Below are 20,274 nucleotides of genomic sequence, written 5' to 3'. Positions count from 1 at the left end.
TTCCCAATCATGCCGTGCGGCGCAGTATCAGCAGATGGCGTTGGCCTTGGCAACCGGGTACGGCCAGGGCGTGTTCGCTATCGAGGTGGAAGTCTGCGGGCAATGCTACCAGCTCATCAGCGGGATGAACGCCCTTCATTGCCAGCCAACGTGTTTCGGCGTCGCCCAAATGGCGAGTCCAGTTGCTGAAGTTCTCCATGCTGCTGAACGCACGGGAAATGATCCCGTTGAATGGCAGTTCAGGCTGGAAGGCTTCGACGCGACTGTGGATAACTTGCAGGTTATCCAGTTTGAGTTCGAGTTTGACCTGGGTCAGGAAGCGGGTTTTCTTGCCGTTGCTGTCCAGGCAGGTCACTTGCGACTCAGGAAACAGGATCGCCAGGGGAATCCCTGGCATGCCGCCGCCACTGCCCACATCCAGCCAACGGCCGTTTTCGATGAAGGACATAACGCTCAGGCTGTCGAGCAAATGCCGTGAAACCATTTCGTCCGGATCACGCACGGCCGTGAGGTTGTAGGCCTTGTTCCATTTTATCAACAGGGCCAGATAACCCAGCAGCTGTGCATGCTGGGCGTCCGTCAGGTTGACACCGAGCTGGCGAGCACCTGTGGATAACTCTTCGGCGTGTTGCGAGGTGACCAACGAACTCAAGCGCTTTGCTCCAACTGACGGCCCGCGCCGCGTTTTTTCAAATGAATCATCAACAGCGAAATCGCTGCCGGGGTCACGCCCGGAATACGCGACGCCTGGCCCAGGGTCTCTGGACGGGTCGCGCCGAGCTTGCTCTGGATCTCTTTCGAGAGACCGGAGATGTTCGTGTAATCGATATCCACAGGCAGTTTGGTGTCTTCGCTGGCCCGCAGGCGCGCGATTTCATCCTGTTGACGATCGATGTAACCGGCGTATTTGGTCTTGATTTCGACCTGTTCGGCGACCTGTGGATCTTCTGCGCCCCCACCGGTCACGGCGATCAGACCAGCGTAGTCGATTTCCGGACGGCTCAGCAGGTTGAGCAAATTGTATTCGTGGGTCAGCGGCGTACCGAACTTCTCGGAAATCGCATCGCCCTGCTCAGTGCCCGGGCGAACCCAAGTACTTTTCAGGCGTTGCTCTTCCAGATCGATGCTTTCGCGCTTCTTGCAGAACGCCGCCCAACGCACATCATCCACCAGACCCAATTCGCGACCTTTTTCGGTCAAGCGTAGGTCGGCGTTGTCTTCGCGCAGGATCAAACGGTATTCGGCGCGGGACGTGAACATCCGATACGGTTCCTGGGTACCCAGGGTAATCAGGTCGTCGACCAAAACGCCGATGTACGCCTCGTCGCGACGCGGGCACCAGGCATCTTTGCCCTGAGCGCGCAGTGCGGCGTTGGCTCCGGCCAGCAATCCTTGGGCGCCGGCTTCTTCGTAACCGGTGGTGCCGTTGATTTGCCCGGCGAAGAACAGACCGCCGATCACTTTGGTTTCCAGGCTGTACTTCAGGTCACGCGGGTCGAAGTAGTCGTACTCGATGGCGTAGCCTGGGCGAACGATGTGCGCGTTTTCCATGCCGCGAATCGATTGCACGATCTGCAGTTGCACATCGAACGGCAGGGAAGTGGATATCCCGTTCGGGTACAGCTCGTGGGTGGTCAGACCTTCCGGCTCGATGAAGACCTGGTGGCTTTCCTTGTCGGCAAAGCGGTGGATCTTGTCTTCGATCGATGGGCAATAACGCGGACCGATGCCTTCGATCAACCCCGCATCGGAATACATCGGCGAACGATCAAGGTTCGCAGCAATGATTTCGTGGGTACGGGCGTTGGTGTGGGTAATCCAGCAGCTGACCTGTTTCGGATGCTGCTCTTTGGAGCCCATGAACGACATCACCGGAATCGGCGTATCTCCTGCCTGCTCGGTCATCACCGAGAAATCCACAGTGCGACCGTCGATACGCGGCGGTGTACCGGTTTTCAGGCGACCGACACGCAATGGCAGTTCGCGCAGGCGATGAGCCAGCGCAATCGACGGCGGATCACCGGCGCGACCGCCGGAATAATTCTGCATGCCGATGTGGATAAGTCCACCAAGGAAGGTGCCAGTGGTCAACACCACGGAATCGGCGAAGAAACGCAGACCCATTTGGGTGACAACACCGCGCACTTGTTCCTGCTCGACGATCAGGTCGTCAGCAGCTTGTTGAAATATCCACAGGTTCGGCTGGTTTTCCAAAGCTTCGCGGACAGCGGCCTTGTACAGAACCCGATCTGCCTGAGCGCGGGTTGCACGCACGGCTGGGCCTTTGCGGCTGTTCAATACGCGAAACTGAATACCGCCTTTATCGGTAGCCATGGCCATAGCGCCGCCCAGGGCATCGATTTCTTTAACCAAATGGCTTTTGCCGATCCCGCCAATGGCTGGGTTGCAACTCATGGCACCGAGGGTTTCCACGTTATGCGTCAGCAACAGGGTTTTTGCCCCCATACGTGCTGACGCCAGTGCTGCCTCGGTACCGGCATGACCGCCGCCGATGACGATCACTTCAAAACGGGAAGGGAAATCCACCACGCACCTCGTGCCTGCTTCAGTCAGGTAATCCGGAAATAGTTTGAGCTCAGGTTTTTGGACCTGGTCGGCAAGTATAGGGACTTCGCCCTTCCTAAAGAACCCTTTGCACAAAATTTAACCAGCTGTGGAGAAGTCGGGGTTATAGAAATTAAAAAGAGAGAAATTTATTAAATCTTTGTTTTTATGTTTATTTCTACTGAGCCACCTTTCTGTGGATAGATTGATACAGCCCTTTATTTTCAATGTGTACAGAGATTTAAAACCCTGTGGTCATGTGCCAAGGAGGCCCTTGGATAACCGGTTTAAGCCTGTGGATGAAAGGGGTTGTTATCCACAGAGGTGGTTATCTTCAGTTTTAAGGCCTTGTTATCAACTGCCCTTAGCGGCACTTATTCACAGGGCTTAATCCACAGAAAGCCGCCGAATGAGCAAATCCCGGGCAAGGGAAATCCGCTCAAGCGAAGAATCTGCTCGGCACTGGGGAAAAATTTCAGGAAAGGAGAGAACAGACAGGCCCAAATGGCCTGTCTGTGAATAGCTGAAGGGACTTATTTACCGATACAGAAGCTGGAAAAGATCCTTCCCAGCAGATCATCGGAGCTGAATGCGCCGGTGATTTCACCCAAAGACTGCTGCGCCTGCCGCAAATCTTCGGCCAGCAGTTCACCAGCACCCGCTAACGTAAGCTGCGCACGGCCATGCTCAAGGGACGCACTCGCATGACGCAGTGCCTCCAGGTGACGCCTGCGAGCACTGAAGCTGCTTTCGGAGGTCTGCTCGTAACCCATGCAGGCCTTGAGGTGCTCACGCAGCAACTCCAGGCCTTCGCCGGCAGACCTCGCACTGAGGCTGATCGTAACGTGGCCATCGTTGCTGACTTCCAGGGCAATCGCTTCCCCCGTCAGGTCAGCCTTGTTGCGGATTAGCGTAACTTTCGCCGGATCCGGGCGGGTTTCGAGGAATTCAGGCCACAAGGCAAAGGGATCAAGGGCCTCGGGAGCTGTGGCATCGACTACCAGCAACACCCGATCTGCCTCGCCGATGGCTTTCAATGCTCGTTCGACGCCAATTTTCTCCACCTGATCATCGGTATCTCGCAGGCCGGCAGTGTCGACCACATGCAACGGCATGCCATCGATGTGGATATGTTCGCGAAGAATGTCTCGGGTAGTTCCGGCAATCTCGGTCACGATCGCAGCTTCACGTCCGGCCAAGGCGTTCAGAAGGCTGGACTTGCCGGCATTCGGTCGGCCGGCGATCACCACGGTCATACCGTCGCGCAGCAAGGCCCCTTGCCCGGCTTCACGCAGCACTGTGGATAATTCGTCGCGCACTTTGTCGAGCATGCTCAGGACATGGCCATCGGCGAGGAAGTCGATTTCTTCTTCGGGGAAGTCGATGGCTGCTTCGACGTAAATACGCAGGCCTATCAGTTGCTCGGTGAGGTTATGCACACGCTGGGAAAACGCCCCCTGCAACGAACGCAGGGCATTTCGTGCCGCCTGTGCAGAACTTGCCTCGATCAAGTCGGCAATGGCTTCGGCTTGAGCCAGATCGAGCTTGTCGTTGAGGAAGGCGCGCTCGCTGAATTCCCCCGGCCGGGCCAGACGACAGCCCAGTTCCAGGCAACGCTTGAGCAGCATATCCAGAACGATCGGCCCGCCGTGGCCCTGCAGCTCAAGCACATCTTCGCCGGTGAACGAGTTCGGGCCAGGGAAATAAAGCGCGATGCCTTCGTCCAGCACCTCTTCGTTTGCACTGAGGAACGGGCCGTAATGGGCAAACCGCGGTTTCAGTTCGCGACCGCTGATGGCTTTGGCCGCCACACTCGCCAGCGGCCCGGAAATACGGACGATGCCCACCCCGCCGCGACCTTGAGCGGTGGCGACGGCAGCGATGGTTTCACGAGGAACGCTCATAAACCGGTATCCAGACAAAAGTGACAGATAGCAAAACGCCCCACTAGGGGGCGTTTTGAGTGGTTATCCACAGAGTAAGTTACGCCTCGGCTTTTTTGGTAGCCGCTTCGATCTTACGCGTGATGTACCACTGTTGGGCGATGGACAGCACGTTGTTCACAACCCAGTACAGCACCAGACCCGCCGGGAACCACAGGAAGAAGAAGGTGAAGATGATTGGCATCATTTTCATGACCTTCGCCTGCATCGGATCCGGAGGAGTCGGGTTCAACTGCTGCTGGATGAACATGGTTGCACCCATGATGATCGGCAGAATGAAGAACGGATCCTTGATCGACAGGTCAGTAATCCACAGCATGAACGGCGCCTGGCGCATTTCCACGCTTTCCAGCAGAACCCAGTACAGCGAAAGGAAAACCGGCATCTGCACGAGGATTGGCAAGCAGCCACCCAGCGGATTGATCTTCTCTTTCTTGTACAGCTCCATCATGGCTTGCGACATTTTCTGCCGGTCGTCGCCATGTTGCTCCTTCAGCGCGGCCAGTTTCGGTGCCACTGCACGCATGCGCGCCATGGATTTGTAGCTGGCAGCCGACAGCGGGAAGAAAATCCCCTTGATCAGCATGGTCAGGAAGATGATCGACCAGCCCCAGTTACCGACCAGCGCGTGGATATGTTGCAGCAGCCAGAAGATTGGCTGGGCAATGAACCACAGAATGCCGTAGTCGACGGTCAATTCCAGACCTGGGGACAACTCTTTCAGCACAGCCTGGCTTTTCGGACCTGCGTACAGAACGGCGCTGGTTTCGGCTTTTGCACCTGGTGCGACAGTCATTGCCGGGGCGGTGTAGCCGATGATGTAGTTGCCTTTGCTGTCTTTACGGGTCTGGACGATGTTGTTTTCGCCCTTGACCGGAATCCACGCAGTCACGAAGTAGTGCTGCAACCAGGCAACCCAACCACCAGTGACGGTTTCTTTCAGCTGAGCCTTGTCCATGTCGCTCATCGACACTTTCTTGTACGGCTCGTTACTTGTCCACAGGGCGGCGCCCAGGTAAGTCGCGGTGCCGGTGGCGGTGCTGGAAGAAGGATCGGAGCTGGCATCACGCTTCAATTGCGCGAACATGGCACCGGACCAGGGCTGAGCGCTCTGGTTGTCGATCAGGTAGGAAACGGTTACGTCATACAGGCCACGTTTCAGCGTGAAACGCTTGATGTAGTTAACGCCGTCCTTGCTGAACTTCAGGTCTACGACCAATTGGTCCTGACCGTCAGTCAGTTGATAAATCTTCTTCTCGGAAGAGTAAACCGGACGACCGGCAGGACTTGCGTCCGGACCGTTGGTGCCAATCAGCCCGCTCTGAGCCAGATACGTCCGCTCGTTGCCGTTATCAAACAGCTGGAATGGGATATCCGGATGATCCTGGCGACGTGGATACAGCGGCAACGTCAACTGGGCAACATCGCCACCTTGTGGATCGATTGCCAGGTTGAGCACATCCGTTTTGATCTGGATGAGGTCTTTGCTTGCAGCTACTGGTGTTTCAGCAGGTGCAGTTGCACTGGTATCGCTTGTGGCGCGTGGAATGTCGTCACTGACAGAAGCATTATTGCCAGTCGCCGTATCCGGTAGACCCGGTGCGGTAGTACTGGAAGCAACATTCTGAGTCGGCAGGGCAGCCTGGCCATAGTCCTGGTTCCATTTAAGAACCATAACGTAGGACACGATTGCCAGGGCGACGATCAGGATCGTGCGTTTGATATCCATGATTACTCGGCCATCGAAGAAGAACGGGAGGTAGGGATAGATGGAACCGGGTCATAACCACCGGGATTCCACGGATGACAGCGACCTAAACGACGAAAGGTCAGCCAGCCACCGCGCAAAAGGCCATGATTTTCTATGGCTTCATACGCGTAGCAGGAACAACTGGGGTAGAAACGACAGTGACTGGCCATCAGGGGACTGATGGCATAGCGATAAAACTGGATCGGAACGAGTGCCAGTTTACGCATCGGTACTGTCTACCCCTACAGTTTCGGTTTTGACTGCTGGTACCGGCTTGCTGCGTGCCAGACGTTTCCAGAGTTTGTCGAAATGCTGAATCAATTCGGGGCTTTCTACGTCACCCAAACCTTTGCGCGCGACGATAACAATGTCCCAACCGACCAGTAAATCCTGGTTCAAGCGAAACGATTCGCGCATCAGACGTTTGAGGCGATTGCGCTCGACGGAGAGCTTTACGCTCTTTTTCCCGATAACCAGCCCGAGACGGGGGTGATCAAGATCGTTATTGCGCGCAAGGAGCAGGAGATTTTTCCCCGGAACCTTGCCGGTAGGGGAGTCAAAGACTGCCTTGAAATGCCGGGGAGTAAGCAGACGCTTTTCCCGACTGAAGTCCTGACTCACCTCCAGTGCCGGCTTATCAAACTGCCAGACGCGCACGACCTTTGGCGCGACGACGCGACAGAACGGCACGACCGTTCTTGGTAGCCATGCGAGCACGGAAACCGTGGGTACGAGCGCGTTTGATAGTGCTTGGTTGGAAAGTACGTTTCATTGTCGTGTTACCTGGTTCGTCCACAACGGGCCGGAATGGCCCCCGTTTTAAGAGACCGGGGATTCTAGAGAAAGCAAGCCTCTAGGTCAATTTCCAACCAGCGTTTCCTTATAAATAGATCTCCAGACGATTTGCTCGCCGAAGCTCGTTCTCTAGATATAGAAATAAGAAGGGAATTATTTAAAGCTTTTCTGTAAAGCTTATAAAAGCTAGGGTCACGTTCATCTGTGGATAACTACCTTCAGGCCTTCTAGACCGTGATGTACAGAGAATGACAACTACGGTGGAAAACGGTGGTCAGCCTGTGCTGCGCTGTCGGATAAGCTGTGTGTGGAAAGGCTAGTTATCCACAGGCAGGTTATCCACCGTGTTTCGCCCCCACTTGTCCAGTGCCCTCATGGGCGGTTATCCACAGAGCTTATGCACATACCGTTGGTCTTCTTTTCGAGGGTTAACGCATTGATAAATCATGCCCTGTGCGCAACCTGCATGTGGATAAGTGGACGTCTGGTCGCTACAATGACCGCTTGTTTTTGCCTCACCGGCTTTCAACTTAGGGGATATCCGTGTCAGTGGAACTTTGGCAGCAGTGCGTTGAGCTTTTGCGCGATGAGCTGCCTGCCCAACAATTCAACACTTGGATCCGTCCACTACAGGTCGAAGCCGAAGGCGACGAGCTGCGTGTCTACGCGCCGAATCGTTTTGTTCTCGACTGGGTCAATGAAAAGTACCTGGGCCGCGTCCTCGAACTGCTGGATGAGCATGGCAATGGTCTGGCGCCGGCGCTTTCCTTATTAATAGGCAGCAAACGCAGTTCGGCACCGCGTGCGGCACCCAATGCCCCGTTGGCCGCTGCGGCTTCCCAGGCCCAGGCCGCTCAAGCGCCTGTCAGCGCTCCAGCGCCAGCCCCGGCAGCAACCTCGACCAAACGTGCGACACAAAAAGTAGCCGAGGTCAGTGAAGAGCCGTCCCGCGACAGCTTCGATCCAATGGCCGGCGCCAGTTCGCAACAGGCCCCGGTTCGCTCCGAACAGCGTACGGTGCAGGTCGAAGGCGCGCTCAAGCACACCAGCTACCTGAACCGCACCTTCACCTTCGAGAACTTCGTCGAAGGCAAGTCCAACCAACTCGCCCGGGCTGCGGCCTGGCAGGTGGCGGACAACCCCAAGCATGGCTACAACCCGCTCTTCCTTTATGGCGGTGTCGGCTTGGGTAAAACCCACTTGATGCACGCAGTGGGTAACCATCTATTAAAGAAGAATCCGAATGCCAAGGTTGTGTACCTGCATTCCGAGCGTTTCGTGGCGGACATGGTCAAGGCCTTGCAGCTGAATGCGATCAACGAGTTCAAGCGCTTCTACCGCTCGGTGGATGCATTGCTGATCGATGACATTCAGTTCTTCGCCCGCAAGGAACGCTCCCAGGAAGAGTTTTTCCACACCTTCAACGCCCTGCTTGAAGGTGGCCAGCAGGTCATTCTTACCAGTGACCGCTATCCGAAAGAAATCGAAGGCCTTGAAGAGCGCCTGAAGTCACGTTTCGGTTGGGGCCTGACGGTTGCCGTCGAGCCGCCGGAACTGGAAACCCGCGTGGCGATCCTGATGAAAAAGGCCGACCAGGCCAAAGTCGATCTGCCACACGACGCGGCGTTCTTCATTGCCCAGCGTATTCGCTCCAACGTCCGTGAACTGGAAGGCGCGCTCAAACGCGTGATCGCCCACTCACACTTCATGGGCCGCGACATCACCATCGAGCTGATTCGCGAATCCCTGAAAGACTTGTTGGCGCTGCAAGACAAACTGGTGTCTGTGGATAACATTCAGCGCACCGTCGCCGAGTATTACAAGATCAAGATCTCCGACTTGCTGTCCAAGCGTCGTTCACGCTCGGTAGCACGTCCGCGTCAGGTCGCCATGGCGTTGTCCAAGGAACTGACCAACCATAGCCTGCCGGAAATCGGCGATGTGTTTGGCGGCCGCGATCACACGACTGTTTTGCACGCCTGCCGCAAGATCAACGAGCTTAAGGAATCCGACGCGGACATCCGCGAGGACTATAAGAACCTGCTGCGTACACTGACTACTTGATGAACACCAGCGCAGCTTATTAAGGCAAGGGACTAGACCATGCATTTCACCATTCAACGCGAAGCCCTGTTGAAACCCCTGCAACTGGTCGCAGGCGTCGTCGAGCGCCGACAGACCTTGCCGGTGCTCTCCAACGTGCTGCTGGTTGTCGAAGGCCAGCAATTGTCGCTGACCGGTACCGACCTGGAAGTCGAGCTGGTCGGTCGTGTGCAACTCGAAGAGCCTGCGGACCCGGGTTCCATCACTGTGCCTGCGCGCAAGCTGATGGACATCTGCAAGAGCTTGCCGAACGATGCGCTGATCGACATCAAGGTCGATGAGCAGAAGCTCGTGGTGAAGGCCGGCCGTAGCCGCTTCACCCTGTCGACCCTGCCGGCCAATGACTTCCCGACGGTGGAAGAAGGCCCAGGCTCGCTGACCTGCAGCCTTGAGCAAAGCAAACTGCGTCGTCTGATTGAACGCACCAGCTTCGCGATGGCGCAGCAGGACGTACGTTACTACCTCAACGGCATGCTGCTGGAAGTCTCGGCCGGGATCATCCGCGCCGTGGCCACCGACGGTCACCGTCTGGCCATGTGTTCGATGCAGGCCGATATCGGTCAGCCGGATCGTCATCAGGTGATCGTGCCACGCAAAGGTATTCTTGAACTGGCGCGTCTGCTGACTGAACCGGACGGCAACGTCAGCATCGTGCTGGGCCAGCACCACATTCGCGCTACCACCGGCGAGTTCACCTTCACCTCGAAACTGGTCGACGGTAAATTCCCTGACTACGAGCGTGTTCTGCCTAAAGGCGGCGACAAGCTGGTACTCGGCGATCGCCAAGCCTTGCGTGAAGCGTTCAGCCGTACCGCGATTCTGTCCAACGAGAAGTACCGTGGCATCCGTCTGCAACTGGCCAATGGTCAGCTGAAGATCCAGGCGAACAACCCGGAGCAGGAAGAAGCGGAAGAAGAAGTGGGCGTTGAGTATAACGGCGGCTCTCTGGAAATCGGCTTCAACGTGAGCTATCTGCTCGACGTGCTGGGCGTGATGACCACCGAGCAGGTTCGCTTGATCCTGTCCGACTCCAACAGCAGTGCGCTGGTACAAGAGTCCGACAACGACGACTCGGCTTACGTTGTCATGCCGATGCGTCTGTAATCATGCTCAGCAGAACCTAGATGTCCTTAAGTCGCGTCTCGGTCACCGCGGTGCGTAATCTGCACCCGGTGACCTTCTCCCCCTCCCCCCGAATAAACATTCTTTACGGCGCCAACGGCAGCGGCAAAACCAGTGTTCTGGAAGCCATTCATCTGCTGGGGCTTGCCCGTTCGTTTCGTAGCAGCCGTCTGTTACCCGTCATTCAATACGAGCAATTGGCGTGTACGGTGTTTGGCCAAGTCGAAATGGCTGAGGGGGGACACAGTGCGTTGGGGATATCTCGCGACCGCCAGGGTGAGTTCCAGATTCGCATCGATGGGCAGAACGCCCGAAGTGCTGCGCAACTGGCAGAGATCCTGCCGTTGCAGTTGATCAACCCGGACAGCTTCCGCCTGCTGGAAGGTGCGCCGAAGATTCGCCGACAGTTTCTCGACTGGGGTGTGTTCCACGTGGAACCCCGATTCATGTCCACGTGGCAGCGCTTGCAGAAGGCCTTGCGCCAGAGAAACTCTTGGCTGCGACATGGTACACTTGACGCCGTTTCGCAAGCGGTTTGGGATAGGGAACTGTGCCAGGCCAGCGCTGAAATAGATGAATACCGCCGCGCTTACATCAAAGCCTTGAAACCAGTCTTTGAACAGACCTTGAGCGAACTGGTTGAGCTTGAGGGCTTAACGCTCAGCTATTACCGAGGCTGGGACAAAGACCGTGAGTTGAGTGCAGTGCTCGCCGGGTCCCTTCAGCGGGATCAGCAAATGGGTCATACCCAAGCCGGACCACAACGCGCTGATTTGCGTCTTAGATTGGGCGCACATAACGCCGCGGACATCTTGTCTCGTGGCCAGCAGAAGTTGGTGGTCTGTGCATTGCGGATCGCCCAAGGGCACTTGGTTAGCCAGGCCCGTCGCGGCCAGTGTATTTATCTGGTGGATGATCTGCCGTCCGAACTGGACGAGCACCACCGTCGCGCGCTTTGCCGCTTGCTGGAAGACTTACGCTGCCAGGTCTTTATCACCTGTGTAGATCACGAATTATTGAGGGAAGGCTGGCAGACGGAAACGCCAGTCGCTCTGTTCCACGTGGAACAGGGCCGTATCACCCAGACCCACGACCATCGGGAGTGAAGGCATTGAGCGAAGAAAATACGTACGACTCAACGAGCATTAAAGTGCTGAAAGGCCTGGATGCCGTACGCAAACGTCCCGGTATGTACATTGGTGACACTGACGATGGCAGTGGTCTGCACCACATGGTGTTCGAGGTGGTCGATAACTCGATCGACGAAGCTTTGGCAGGCCATTGCGACGACATCAGCATTATCATCCACCCGGACGAGTCCATCACCGTTCGCGACAACGGTCGTGGCATCCCGGTAGACGTGCACAAAGAAGAAGGCGTCTCGGCGGCCGAGGTCATCATGACCGTGCTGCACGCCGGCGGTAAGTTCGACGACAACTCCTACAAGGTATCCGGCGGTCTGCACGGTGTAGGTGTGTCGGTGGTGAACGCACTGTCCAAAGAACTGATCCTGACCGTTCGCCGCAGCGGAAAAATCTGGGAACAGACTTATGTCCACGGTGTTCCGCAAGAGCCGATGAAAATCGTTGGCGAAAGCGAAACCACTGGCACCCAGATCCACTTCAAGCCTTCGGCTGAAACCTTCAAGAACATCCACTTCAGCTGGGACATCCTGGCCAAGCGGATTCGCGAACTGTCCTTCCTCAACTCCGGTGTCGGCATCGTCCTCAAGGATGAGCGCAGCGGCAAGGAAGAGTTGTTCAAGTATGAAGGTGGTCTGCGTGCGTTCGTTGAATACCTGAACACCAACAAGACTGCGGTCAACCAGGTGTTCCACTTCAACATCCAGCGTGAAGACGGCATCGGCGTGGAAATCGCCCTGCAGTGGAACGACAGCTTCAACGAGAACCTGTTGTGCTTCACCAACAACATTCCACAGCGCGATGGCGGTACTCACTTGGTGGGTTTCCGTTCCGCACTGACGCGTAACCTGAACACCTACATCGAAGCTGAAGGTCTGGCGAAGAAGCACAAAGTTGCCACCACCGGTGACGATGCCCGCGAAGGCCTGACAGCGATCATTTCGGTAAAAGTGCCGGATCCGAAGTTCAGCTCCCAGACCAAAGACAAGCTGGTGTCTTCCGAAGTGAAGACCGCGGTTGAACAGGAAATGGGCAAGTACTTCTCTGACTTCCTGCTGGAGAACCCGAACGAAGCCAAGCTGGTCGTCGGCAAGATGATCGACGCGGCGCGTGCGCGTGAAGCAGCACGTAAGGCCCGTGAGATGACCCGCCGCAAAGGCGCGCTGGACATCGCCGGCCTGCCGGGCAAACTGGCTGACTGCCAGGAAAAAGACCCTGCCCTTTCCGAACTGTACCTCGTGGAAGGTGACTCTGCTGGCGGCTCCGCCAAGCAGGGACGCAACCGTCGCACCCAGGCCATCCTGCCGCTCAAGGGCAAGATCCTGAACGTGGAGAAGGCTCGCTTCGACAAGATGATCTCTTCGCAAGAAGTGGGCACCTTGATCACCGCGCTGGGCTGCGGCATTGGCCGCGACGAGTACAACATCGACAAGCTGCGCTATCACAACATCATCATCATGACCGATGCTGACGTCGACGGTTCGCACATCCGTACCCTGTTGCTGACCTTCTTCTTCCGTCAGTTGCCGGAGTTGATCGAGCGCGGTTACATCTACATCGCTCAGCCGCCGCTGTACAAGGTCAAGAAAGGCAAGCAAGAGCAATACATCAAAGACGACGACGCCATGGAAGAGTACATGACGCAGTCGGCCCTGGAAGACGCTAGCCTGCACCTGAACGAAGAAGCCCCGGGTATCTCCGGCGAAGCGCTTGAGCGTCTGGTGAATGACTTCCGCCTGGTGATGAAGACCCTCAAGCGTCTGTCGCGCCTGTACCCGCAGGAACTGACCGAGCACTTCATCTACCTGCCAGCGGTGAGCATGGAGCAACTGTCCGATCACGCAGCGATGCAGGATTGGATGGCTCAGTTCGAAGTTCGCCTGCGCACCGTCGAGAAATCGGGCCTGGTTTACAAAGCCAGCCTGCGTGAAGACCGTGAACGTAACGTCTGGCTGCCAGAGGTCGAGCTGATCTCCCACGGTCTGTCGAACTACATCACCTTCAACCGCGATTTCTTCGGCAGCAACGATTACAAGACTGTTGTGTCGTTGGGCGCTCAATTGAGCACCTTGCTGGACGACGGCGCGTACATCCAGCGCGGCGAGCGCAAGAAGCCGGTCACCGAGTTCAAGGAAGCCCTTGAATGGCTGATGGCTGAAAGCACCAAGCGTCACACCATCCAGCGATACAAAGGTCTGGGCGAAATGAACCCGGATCAGCTGTGGGAAACCACCATGGACCCAAGCCAGCGCCGGATGCTCAAAGTGACCATCGAAGACGCCATTGGCGCGGACCAGATCTTCAACACCCTGATGGGTGATGCGGTCGAACCCCGTCGTGACTTCATCGAAAGTAACGCCTTGGCGGTTTCCAACCTGGACTTCTGATCCGGCAGGACCGCTAAAATAAAAAAGGCCAACGCTTAGCGTTGGCCTTTTTTATTGATCGTCGAAACGTCGTCATTCGCTAGCAGTGGCTACGCTCTCGAGCCGATACCCATACCCGTAAATCGTCAGCAGTTGCCAACCGCGATCGGCCGTCAGGCCCAGCTTGTTGCGCAGGCGATAAATATGAGTATCCAGGGGGCGGGAAGACGCTATTTCTTCATGGGTCCAAAAGCGCTCATACAAGTATTCGCGGGACAAAGGTCGGCCCAGATTGGCGAACAGGCAGCGAGCGAGACGGTATTCCCGTTCGGTCAGATTTATTGGAGTGCAGGCGCGGGTGACAGTGAGTTCGGCGTCGTCGAATTCAAGGTCATTGAAGGTCAGTATTTCGGTGGCTGCCGCGCGTTGCAGCCCATGCCGACGAAGCACCGCGCTGACTCGAGCCATCAGTTCGTTGGGACGAAACGGTTTGCTCACGTAATCGTCGGCCCCGGCGTTCAACGCCTGGACGATATCGCTTTCGGTATCGCGACTGGTGAGCATGATCGCGGCCGGTGGCACGTCCATGTGTTCACGGGTCCAGCGCAACAACGCCAGGCCGCTGATATCGGGCAGTTGCCAGTCGAGGATCAGCAGGTCGAAGGTCTCCCGCCGAAGTTGCCGTAGCAAGTCCTCTCCCCGCTCGAAGCTGTGCAACGTCCACCCCTGCTCTCCCGCTACGGGGATCTGTCGCAGTGTCTGTTCCACCCGGCGAAGTTCGGCGGGTTCGTCATCCAGTATTGCGACACGCATGCCGAGTGTTTCCTTCATCTCGTAAGTGCAAAGTTTAAGAAATTGCCTGCGGGAGTTTAGGCTGATTGATTGAATCTGAACAATTGTGGCGAATTGCTGCGCACTTCCCAAGCATGGTTACGCTGATGTCACTTCGCCGTCAGGCGATGAACTATCGGCAGAATGCTCAAGAGGGACAGCGGGAAAGATGGGTCTGAAAATTCTCTCTAATGGGTTCACAAGGTTGGCAGCGTTGATGTTGGTGGCTGGCCTTGGACTGGGATGCACCACGGTCCAGTCGATTCCAGTTGTCGACCAAGAGGCTGTACCGCGTTACTTCGGCCCAACAGAAACAAACACGGTTATGGGGGACTCGCCCGGCTTTGCTCCGATGCACTCCCCACAGATAGACGCCACATAACCTGACCCAACACATCAACGTTGGGTGTTTTAAACGCGCTCGGCCAATTCTGAACAAATATTGATAATTGCCTCACATGGCTCCCATGTCGGTAAATTCGTTGTCGCTGAGCGGCACAGGGGCATTGGGATGTGCCCCGACGCAGGGAGCGTCAAGCCAACCTGGCTGGACCGTCGATTGCCGGTTTTCGGTGGTCCACACGTTCAGGGGGAAATACATGGAGTGCCTGCTCGGCTCCGACACAGGGATGTGTCATCCCATTTCCTTTGCGTCCATGGCTATCTGCCAGAGCATCCGGTCAGGTATCGTGCGTCAAGCGCGTGCGTTTCCCGGCATGATTTCCATAAGAGCATAAAAGCCTATCCATGAACCCCATGACCTTATTGCTCTCACGCCGTTCTGGCGTCTGTCTTTTACTGGTTGCCGGCTTGATGGGATTGCTCACCCAGAGTGCATCGGCGGCAGTCACCTTGGCAAAACGCTTGCCTTATATCGATGAAAACCAACAATGCCGTGGTCAACCGCTGCCGGCGACTGTCGAGCACCTGACCGGCGAAGCCTGGAAGTTGGACGCCAAAGGCAAGCAGACGCCACTGCAGGAAGGTATGTCGATCGACGAGCAGGAAGGGGTCAAAACCTCGCCCTCAGCGTTTGTCAGCCTGTCCCTGGGTGATGGCTCGCGGGTGGTGTTGCCCTCCAGTTCCCATATCACCCTGCATCTGAATGAAGAACATTCGATCCCTCAGGTCATTCTTGAGCAGGGCCAGGTTGAGTCGTATGTGATCAAACGTCCCAGCGCCCATGATCGCTTTCAGATCGTCACGCCGGTCGGTGTACTGGGCGTACGGGGCACGCACTTTCGGGTGCGCAACGATGACGGTGGCGAGGCGCTGCTGGAGGTTCTGAACGGACACGTGGCGGTCAACCGTGATGAGGCAACGTCGAGCTCCCGCCCTGCCCGGTCGGCTGCCAAACGGACTCAGAGCCCTGACGCTGACGAGGTCCAGGTCATGGCCCGTCAGGGTTTACGTATTCAGAAACATGGCACATTGACGCCAATCGACTTGCTACCTGCCCCACGTTTGTTGGGGCAAGCCGGTCAGACGGGTAATGTGCCTGTGTGGCAATTGATCATGAAACCCATCGAAGGGGCGACACGTTATCGGGCGCAAGTGGCTACCGACGCAGCCTTTCTGGACATCAAGCAAGAGCAGTTTTCCAGCACGCCAGAGGTCAAATTCAGCGGGCTGAAAGCGTTTTTCTACCATGTTCGCCTGTCGGCCTATGACGCTCAGGGGTTAGAGGGAGAGACCGGGGTGTATGACATTTTCTATTACCCCAGGACCACGCGTGTCCAATAGCGCTCTGGCCGACGACCGATGAAGAGACGGCCAAGGAAGGATGACCGCGAGCCGACCCAGGCTCAGCGGTTGTTTCAGCGGATGGTGCGCGAGTGGCTGTGGGTCTGTCTGATCCTGTTGCCGCTGACGGCGATGCTGTCGATGAATCAGGGGCTGGCCCTGAGCAATCTGCTGTATGACAACCTGCGCCGGCTGAGTCCGCTGCCGGTGGACCCGCGAATACTCATCGTCACGATCGATGACTACAGCTTGCAGCAGCTTGGCCAATGGCCGTGGTCTCGAGCCATGCACGCGCAACTGTTGGATCGGCTCAGCGCCGCGAACGTTAAAGGCGTTCTGTTCGACGTTATCTTCAGCGAGCCCGATAGCCATCCCGGCAATGATCAGCTTTTGGCGCAGGCGGTCTGTCGAGCCGGGAATGTTTTCGTGCCGCTGTTGCGCGAAGGCGTCGCACGTTATGGGCAGCCCTTGGGGGAAATTGAACCGGTGGCTGCGCTGAGACATTGCGCCAAAGGCGTCGGGCACATCAATGCCGAAGCGGACGCTGACGGGATCGTGCGCAGCGTGTATTTAAGCGAAGGCCCGGCGCAAAAAGCACGCCCGCAACTGGCTTGGCTGCTGTACGAAGAGTCCCTTAACGACAAGGGAAATGTACCGATGCCTGGTACCCCGGCCCTGCCATCGGCGCAAGGTTGGCAGCGAGCCCACGAAATACGGATTCCTTTCATCCATTCCGACGCGGGCTTTCCCACTGTGCCCTACGTCAGCGTATTGCGCGGCGAAGTCCCGCCTGAGTTGTTGCGCGATCGCTTGATCCTGATCGGCTCGACCGCTCCAGGCCTGGGCGACCGCTACGTGACACCGCAATCGGCCAGCATCGGCACCACACCGGGCATCGAGATCCAGGCGAACATCCTCAATGGGCTGCTGCAACAGCGCAACATCGTGGTGCTCGATGAGCGCTTGGCGGCGTTGCTGTCGGTGATGATTGTCGGTGAGTTGCTGGGCCTGTTGCTGGTGCGTCCGCGTCGCGCCTTATGGCTGACTTTGGGTGCAATGGCGGCCGCTCTGCTGGGCTCGGGTGTACTGTTGCGGCTTGGCTGGTGGTGGTCACCTGCGGCGAGCCTGATCGGTATGATGCTGGGCTACCTGATCTGGAATTGGCGAAGGCTGAACGCGGTGCTCGCCTATTTCGGCTGGGAACTGGCGCGCCTGGATGGCGAGCCAAAAGTCTTTCCCGAACGTCGTCGCACCCAGGCCCCGGCCGGCGATGTGCTGCAAGGGCAAATCGTCGCGCTGGAGCAGGCCATGAGCCGGACCCGCGACACCCGACGTTTCATCGCCGATGGACTTGAGTACCTGCCGGTGGCGACACTGATCAGCGATCCGCAAGGGCGCATTTTGCTGGCCAACCGCAAGGCTCGAGAAGTGTTTTGTCATGGCCTGGTGGGCGAGGACATGCTCGAGCAACTGAGCGACTTGGGTTACCCGGTGCCGTCTAACGGAATGCCATCTGTGTTGTCGACCCTGGAGCCGCTGGAGTTTCGTGACACCCAGGCACGCAGCCTGCGTCTGGACCTGGCGCCGCTGTTGCCGGCCGAGGGTGACTCCGTGATTGGCTGGCTACTAAGCCTCACTGACTTGAGCGTCGAGCGCGATGCCGAAGAACAGCGAGCCGTGTTGCTGCGTTTTTTGTCCCATGACCTCAGGGCTCCCCATTCGGCGATACTGGCCTTGCTCGATGTTCAGCGGCATCAGGTGTCCGGCGACACTCAAGTGTTCAGTCAGATCGAGTTACAAGTGCGCAAGGCGCTGAACCTGACCGAGGCTTTTGTGCAGTTGGCAAAAGCCGAGTCCGAGGCCTATCAGTTTCAGCCGAGCATGTTCGCGATGTTGTTGCTCGATACCTTCGACCAGGCCTCGAGCATCGCTCATCTGAAGAACATTCAATTACTGCATGACCTCGACGAAGACGCTGAAGCGCTGGTCCTGGCCGATCAATCGCTACTGACACGGGCACTGTTCAACCTGCTGGAGAACGCCATCAAGTACAGTCCGGCGGGTTCGCGGATCTCAGTGCGGGTGAGTTGTGCCGAGGGTTGGCTACTGTGTGAGATCGCCGATCAGGGCCGAGGGATTGCTGTCGATGAACTTCCCGAGTTGTTCAGTCAGTATCGACGTTTTACCTCGGCTCACGGCAGCGACGGACTGGGGCTGGGTTTGTCCATGGTCAAGGCAGTGGTTGACCGTCATGGCGGGAGGATTTCCTGTCATAGCGTGGTGGGGCAAGGCACGACGTTCAGCGTCCAGTTACCGCTATTGAGCGAGTGATCCAGACGCTTTCAACGCGCATAAAAAAACCGGCTATATCAGCCGGTTTTTTTACGTCCGAAATATACTTATGCACCTTTTCCGACGTTTTATTTTCTTAAGAAATATGTATATAAATCATAAGCTTAAAAACTAAAAACGACGGTTTTCAACAAAACGGTACACAGGTTATCCACAGAATCTCAGACAGTCACTTGATCGGTAGCGTTGGGTGCCGCCGGGGCTGCTGGCAGCGAACCCATCTCGCGCTGCATTTGTTCGTTCCAGGCTTGCACTCGATCATTAAGGTCGGCAATGGCTCGCGGCCCGTTACCCTCGGCGTACATCGGCGCGCCAATGATCACGGTGATCACGCCTTGCTGTTTCGCCCAACCGGTTTTTGGCCAGAACTTGCCGGCATTGTGTGCAATCGGCAGTACCGGTAATGACGCATTCACGGCCAACGCGGTGCCACCGCGGGAGAACTTGCCGATAGTGCCGTAAGGGACGCGAGTCCCTTCAGGGAAGATCAGTACCCAGACATTGTCCTTGAGCAGCTCATCACCCTTCTTCGCCACATGTTTGAGCGCGGCCTTTGGGTTGCCACGGTCGATGGCGATTGGTCGCAGCATGGCCATGGCCCAGCCGAAGAACGGAACGTAGAGCAGTTCGCGCTTGAGCACCTGGCTCAGAGGCTCGAAATACGCCGAGAGAAAAAATGTCTCCCAGGTGCTCTGATGGTTCGACTGAATCACGCAGGGCTGGTCAGGCACGTTCTCGGCACCCTTCACTTCGTAACGGATACCCAGAAAGACTTTGCTCAGCCATAAGGCGCAGCGGCACCAGTACACGTTGATAAAGCGATAGCGCGCCTTGAATGGCAGAAACGGCGCGATAAAAAAGCTCAGGGTGCACCAGAGCAAAGAGCTGGTGCCCAGCAGCAGGTAAAAGAGGAAAGTTCTGATGGCCTGCAGTATCGACATGGCGACATTTACCGTTGCGGGCATTGCCCGCCTATTCAAGCGCACTCCCGATCAGTCCTTGGCCAGGATGTCAGAAGAGCCTTAGTTGTGGATAAGTTCCGCGGCAATCGCCGCCAGATCGTCAAAAATCAAGGTGCCCGCCGGTAGGGTCTTGCCCTGCGTCTTTTCGCCTTTCCCGGTCTTTACCAAAACTGGCTGAGAGTCGACGGCTCTGGCGGCTTCCAGGTCACCGAGAGTATCGCCGACGAACCATAGATTCGTCAGCGAAACGTTGTAATGCGCGGCGATGGTTTTCAACATCCCGGGTTTTGGCTTGCGGCAATCGCAGCCATCGTCTGGCCCGTGTGGGCAATAGACGATCAGCCCGACTTCGCCACCCTGCTCCGCCACCAGCTCGCGCAAGCGAGCGTGCATGGCATCCAGGGTGGCGATGTCGTAATAGCCGCGAGCGATGCCCGACTGGTTGGTAGCGACCGCCACCGTCCAGCCGGCCTTGCTCAACTGCGCGATCGCTTCGATCGAACCGGGGAGCGGAATCCACTCCTCCACCGACTTGATGTACGCGTCGGAGTCGTAATTGATCACTCCGTCCCGATCGAGAATCAGCAGTTTCAACAGCAG

At 56.9% G+C, this 20,274-nt stretch carries 16 protein-coding genes; 6 read left to right on the top strand and 10 right to left on the bottom strand.

Annotation, left to right across the window (positions count from 1 at the left end; translation table 11 throughout):
* Nucleotides 1–7: 7 nt before the first annotated feature.
* From rsmG to rpmH, 7 genes are all read right to left on the bottom strand, one after another.
* Entirely contained in the window at nucleotides 8–652 is a 645-nt protein-coding gene (gene rsmG, locus PMI18_RS10520) for a 16S rRNA (guanine(527)-N(7))-methyltransferase RsmG (RefSeq protein ID WP_007903014.1), read from the bottom strand.
* Entirely contained in the window at nucleotides 649–2,547 is a 1,899-nt protein-coding gene (mnmG, locus tag PMI18_RS10525) for a tRNA uridine-5-carboxymethylaminomethyl(34) synthesis enzyme MnmG (protein ID WP_007903012.1), read from the bottom strand. The genes rsmG and mnmG overlap by 4 nt, the downstream gene beginning before the upstream one ends.
* Nucleotides 2,548–3,098: 551 nt before the next feature.
* Nucleotides 3,099–4,469 (bottom strand): tRNA uridine-5-carboxymethylaminomethyl(34) synthesis GTPase MnmE, encoded by a 1,371-nt coding sequence (mnmE, locus tag PMI18_RS10530; protein WP_007903009.1) that lies wholly within the window; start codon nucleotides 4,467–4,469, stop codon nucleotides 3,099–3,101.
* A 79-nt stretch (nucleotides 4,470–4,548) separates the two neighbouring features.
* Nucleotides 4,549–6,237: a membrane protein insertase YidC gene (gene yidC / locus PMI18_RS10535; protein ID WP_007903008.1), complete on the bottom strand. Its 1,689-nt coding sequence runs from the start codon at nucleotides 6,235–6,237 to the stop codon at nucleotides 4,549–4,551.
* Nucleotides 6,238–6,239: 2 nt separating this feature from the next.
* Nucleotides 6,240–6,485 (bottom strand): membrane protein insertion efficiency factor YidD, encoded by a 246-nt coding sequence (gene yidD, locus PMI18_RS30500; protein ID WP_052966011.1) that lies wholly within the window; start codon nucleotides 6,483–6,485, stop codon nucleotides 6,240–6,242.
* Nucleotides 6,478–6,879 carry a ribonuclease P protein component gene (rnpA, locus tag PMI18_RS10540; RefSeq protein WP_032830545.1) on the bottom strand — a complete coding sequence of 134 codons (402 nt, stop codon included), beginning with the start codon at nucleotides 6,877–6,879 and terminating at the stop codon, nucleotides 6,478–6,480. Before rnpA ends, yidD begins: the two co-directional genes overlap by 8 nt.
* 16 nt (nucleotides 6,880–6,895) lie before the next feature.
* Nucleotides 6,896–7,030, bottom strand: coding sequence for a 50S ribosomal protein L34 (gene rpmH / locus PMI18_RS30495; RefSeq protein ID WP_003213577.1), 135 nt, complete (start codon nucleotides 7,028–7,030; stop codon nucleotides 6,896–6,898).
* Nucleotides 7,031–7,596: 566 nt separating this feature from the next.
* Here rpmH and dnaA point away from each other — a divergent pair.
* The 4 genes from dnaA to gyrB are packed head-to-tail and all read left to right on the top strand — an operon-like array spanning nucleotide 7,597 to nucleotide 13,807.
* Nucleotides 7,597–9,117, top strand: a complete 1,521-nt coding sequence (gene dnaA / locus PMI18_RS10545) for a chromosomal replication initiator protein DnaA (RefSeq protein ID WP_007903003.1) — start codon at nucleotides 7,597–7,599, stop codon at nucleotides 9,115–9,117.
* Between the two features lie 39 nt (nucleotides 9,118–9,156).
* A complete protein-coding gene (gene dnaN / locus PMI18_RS10550) occupies nucleotides 9,157–10,260 on the top strand; it encodes a DNA polymerase III subunit beta (protein WP_007903001.1) in 1,104 nt (367 codons plus the stop codon).
* 20 nt (nucleotides 10,261–10,280) lie between these two features.
* Nucleotides 10,281–11,384, top strand: a complete 1,104-nt coding sequence (gene recF / locus PMI18_RS10555) for a DNA replication/repair protein RecF (RefSeq protein WP_007902996.1) — start codon at nucleotides 10,281–10,283, stop codon at nucleotides 11,382–11,384.
* Nucleotides 11,385–11,389: 5 nt separating this feature from the next.
* Nucleotides 11,390–13,807 carry a DNA topoisomerase (ATP-hydrolyzing) subunit B gene (gyrB, locus tag PMI18_RS10560; protein WP_007902994.1) on the top strand — a complete coding sequence of 806 codons (2,418 nt, stop codon included), beginning with the start codon at nucleotides 11,390–11,392 and terminating at the stop codon, nucleotides 13,805–13,807.
* A 72-nt stretch (nucleotides 13,808–13,879) separates the two neighbouring features.
* Here the strand turns inward: gyrB and PMI18_RS10565 are convergent, their stop codons facing one another.
* Nucleotides 13,880–14,599: a response regulator transcription factor gene (locus tag PMI18_RS10565; RefSeq protein WP_007902986.1), complete on the bottom strand. Its 720-nt coding sequence runs from the start codon at nucleotides 14,597–14,599 to the stop codon at nucleotides 13,880–13,882.
* 765 nt (nucleotides 14,600–15,364) lie between these two features.
* Here PMI18_RS10565 and PMI18_RS10570 point away from each other — a divergent pair.
* Both PMI18_RS10570 and PMI18_RS10575 read left to right on the top strand, forming a co-directional pair.
* Nucleotides 15,365–16,360 carry a FecR family protein gene (locus tag PMI18_RS10570; protein ID WP_007902979.1) on the top strand — a complete coding sequence of 332 codons (996 nt, stop codon included), beginning with the start codon at nucleotides 15,365–15,367 and terminating at the stop codon, nucleotides 16,358–16,360.
* Nucleotides 16,361–16,378: 18 nt separating this feature from the next.
* Nucleotides 16,379–18,691 carry a CHASE2 domain-containing protein gene (locus PMI18_RS10575; RefSeq protein WP_007902976.1) on the top strand — a complete coding sequence of 771 codons (2,313 nt, stop codon included), beginning with the start codon at nucleotides 16,379–16,381 and terminating at the stop codon, nucleotides 18,689–18,691.
* Between the two features lie 182 nt (nucleotides 18,692–18,873).
* Here PMI18_RS10575 and PMI18_RS10580 read toward each other — a convergent pair whose 3' ends face one another.
* Together PMI18_RS10580 and gmhB are read right to left on the bottom strand one after the other, a co-directional pair.
* Entirely contained in the window at nucleotides 18,874–19,653 is a 780-nt protein-coding gene (locus tag PMI18_RS10580) for a lysophospholipid acyltransferase family protein (RefSeq protein ID WP_032835069.1), read from the bottom strand.
* Nucleotides 19,654–19,734: 81 nt separating this feature from the next.
* Nucleotides 19,735–20,274, bottom strand: a complete 540-nt coding sequence (gmhB, locus tag PMI18_RS10585; protein WP_162831697.1) for a D-glycero-beta-D-manno-heptose 1,7-bisphosphate 7-phosphatase — start codon at nucleotides 20,272–20,274, stop codon at nucleotides 19,735–19,737.

Source organism: Pseudomonas sp. GM102, from assembly GCF_000282555.1.
In the GTDB taxonomy this organism is placed as follows: Bacteria; Pseudomonadota; Gammaproteobacteria; order Pseudomonadales; family Pseudomonadaceae; genus Aquipseudomonas.
This window is presented reverse-complemented; position numbering and strand designations above follow the sequence as displayed.

Excerpts from the sequence above, each read along its gene's own strand:
- yidC (WP_007903008.1), bottom strand. The coding sequence starts at position 6,237 with ATGGATATCAAACGCACGATCCTGATCGTCGCCCTGGCAATCGTGTCC.
- recF (WP_007902996.1), top strand. The coding sequence starts at position 10,281 with ATGTCCTTAAGTCGCGTCTCGGTCACCGCGGTGCGTAATCTGCACCCG.
- PMI18_RS10580 (WP_032835069.1), bottom strand. The coding sequence starts at position 19,653 with ATGTCGATACTGCAGGCCATCAGAACTTTCCTCTTTTACCTGCTGCTG.
- PMI18_RS10570 (WP_007902979.1), top strand. The coding sequence starts at position 15,365 with ATGAACCCCATGACCTTATTGCTCTCACGCCGTTCTGGCGTCTGTCTT.
- PMI18_RS10565 (WP_007902986.1), bottom strand. The coding sequence starts at position 14,599 with ATGCGTGTCGCAATACTGGATGACGAACCCGCCGAACTTCGCCGGGTG.
- dnaN (WP_007903001.1), top strand. The coding sequence starts at position 9,157 with ATGCATTTCACCATTCAACGCGAAGCCCTGTTGAAACCCCTGCAACTG.
- rpmH (WP_003213577.1), bottom strand. The coding sequence starts at position 7,030 with ATGAAACGTACTTTCCAACCAAGCACTATCAAACGCGCTCGTACCCAC.
- PMI18_RS10575 (WP_007902976.1), top strand. The coding sequence starts at position 16,379 with ATGAAGAGACGGCCAAGGAAGGATGACCGCGAGCCGACCCAGGCTCAG.
- mnmE (WP_007903009.1), bottom strand. The coding sequence starts at position 4,469 with ATGAGCGTTCCTCGTGAAACCATCGCTGCCGTCGCCACCGCTCAAGGT.
- yidD (WP_052966011.1), bottom strand. The coding sequence starts at position 6,485 with ATGCGTAAACTGGCACTCGTTCCGATCCAGTTTTATCGCTATGCCATC.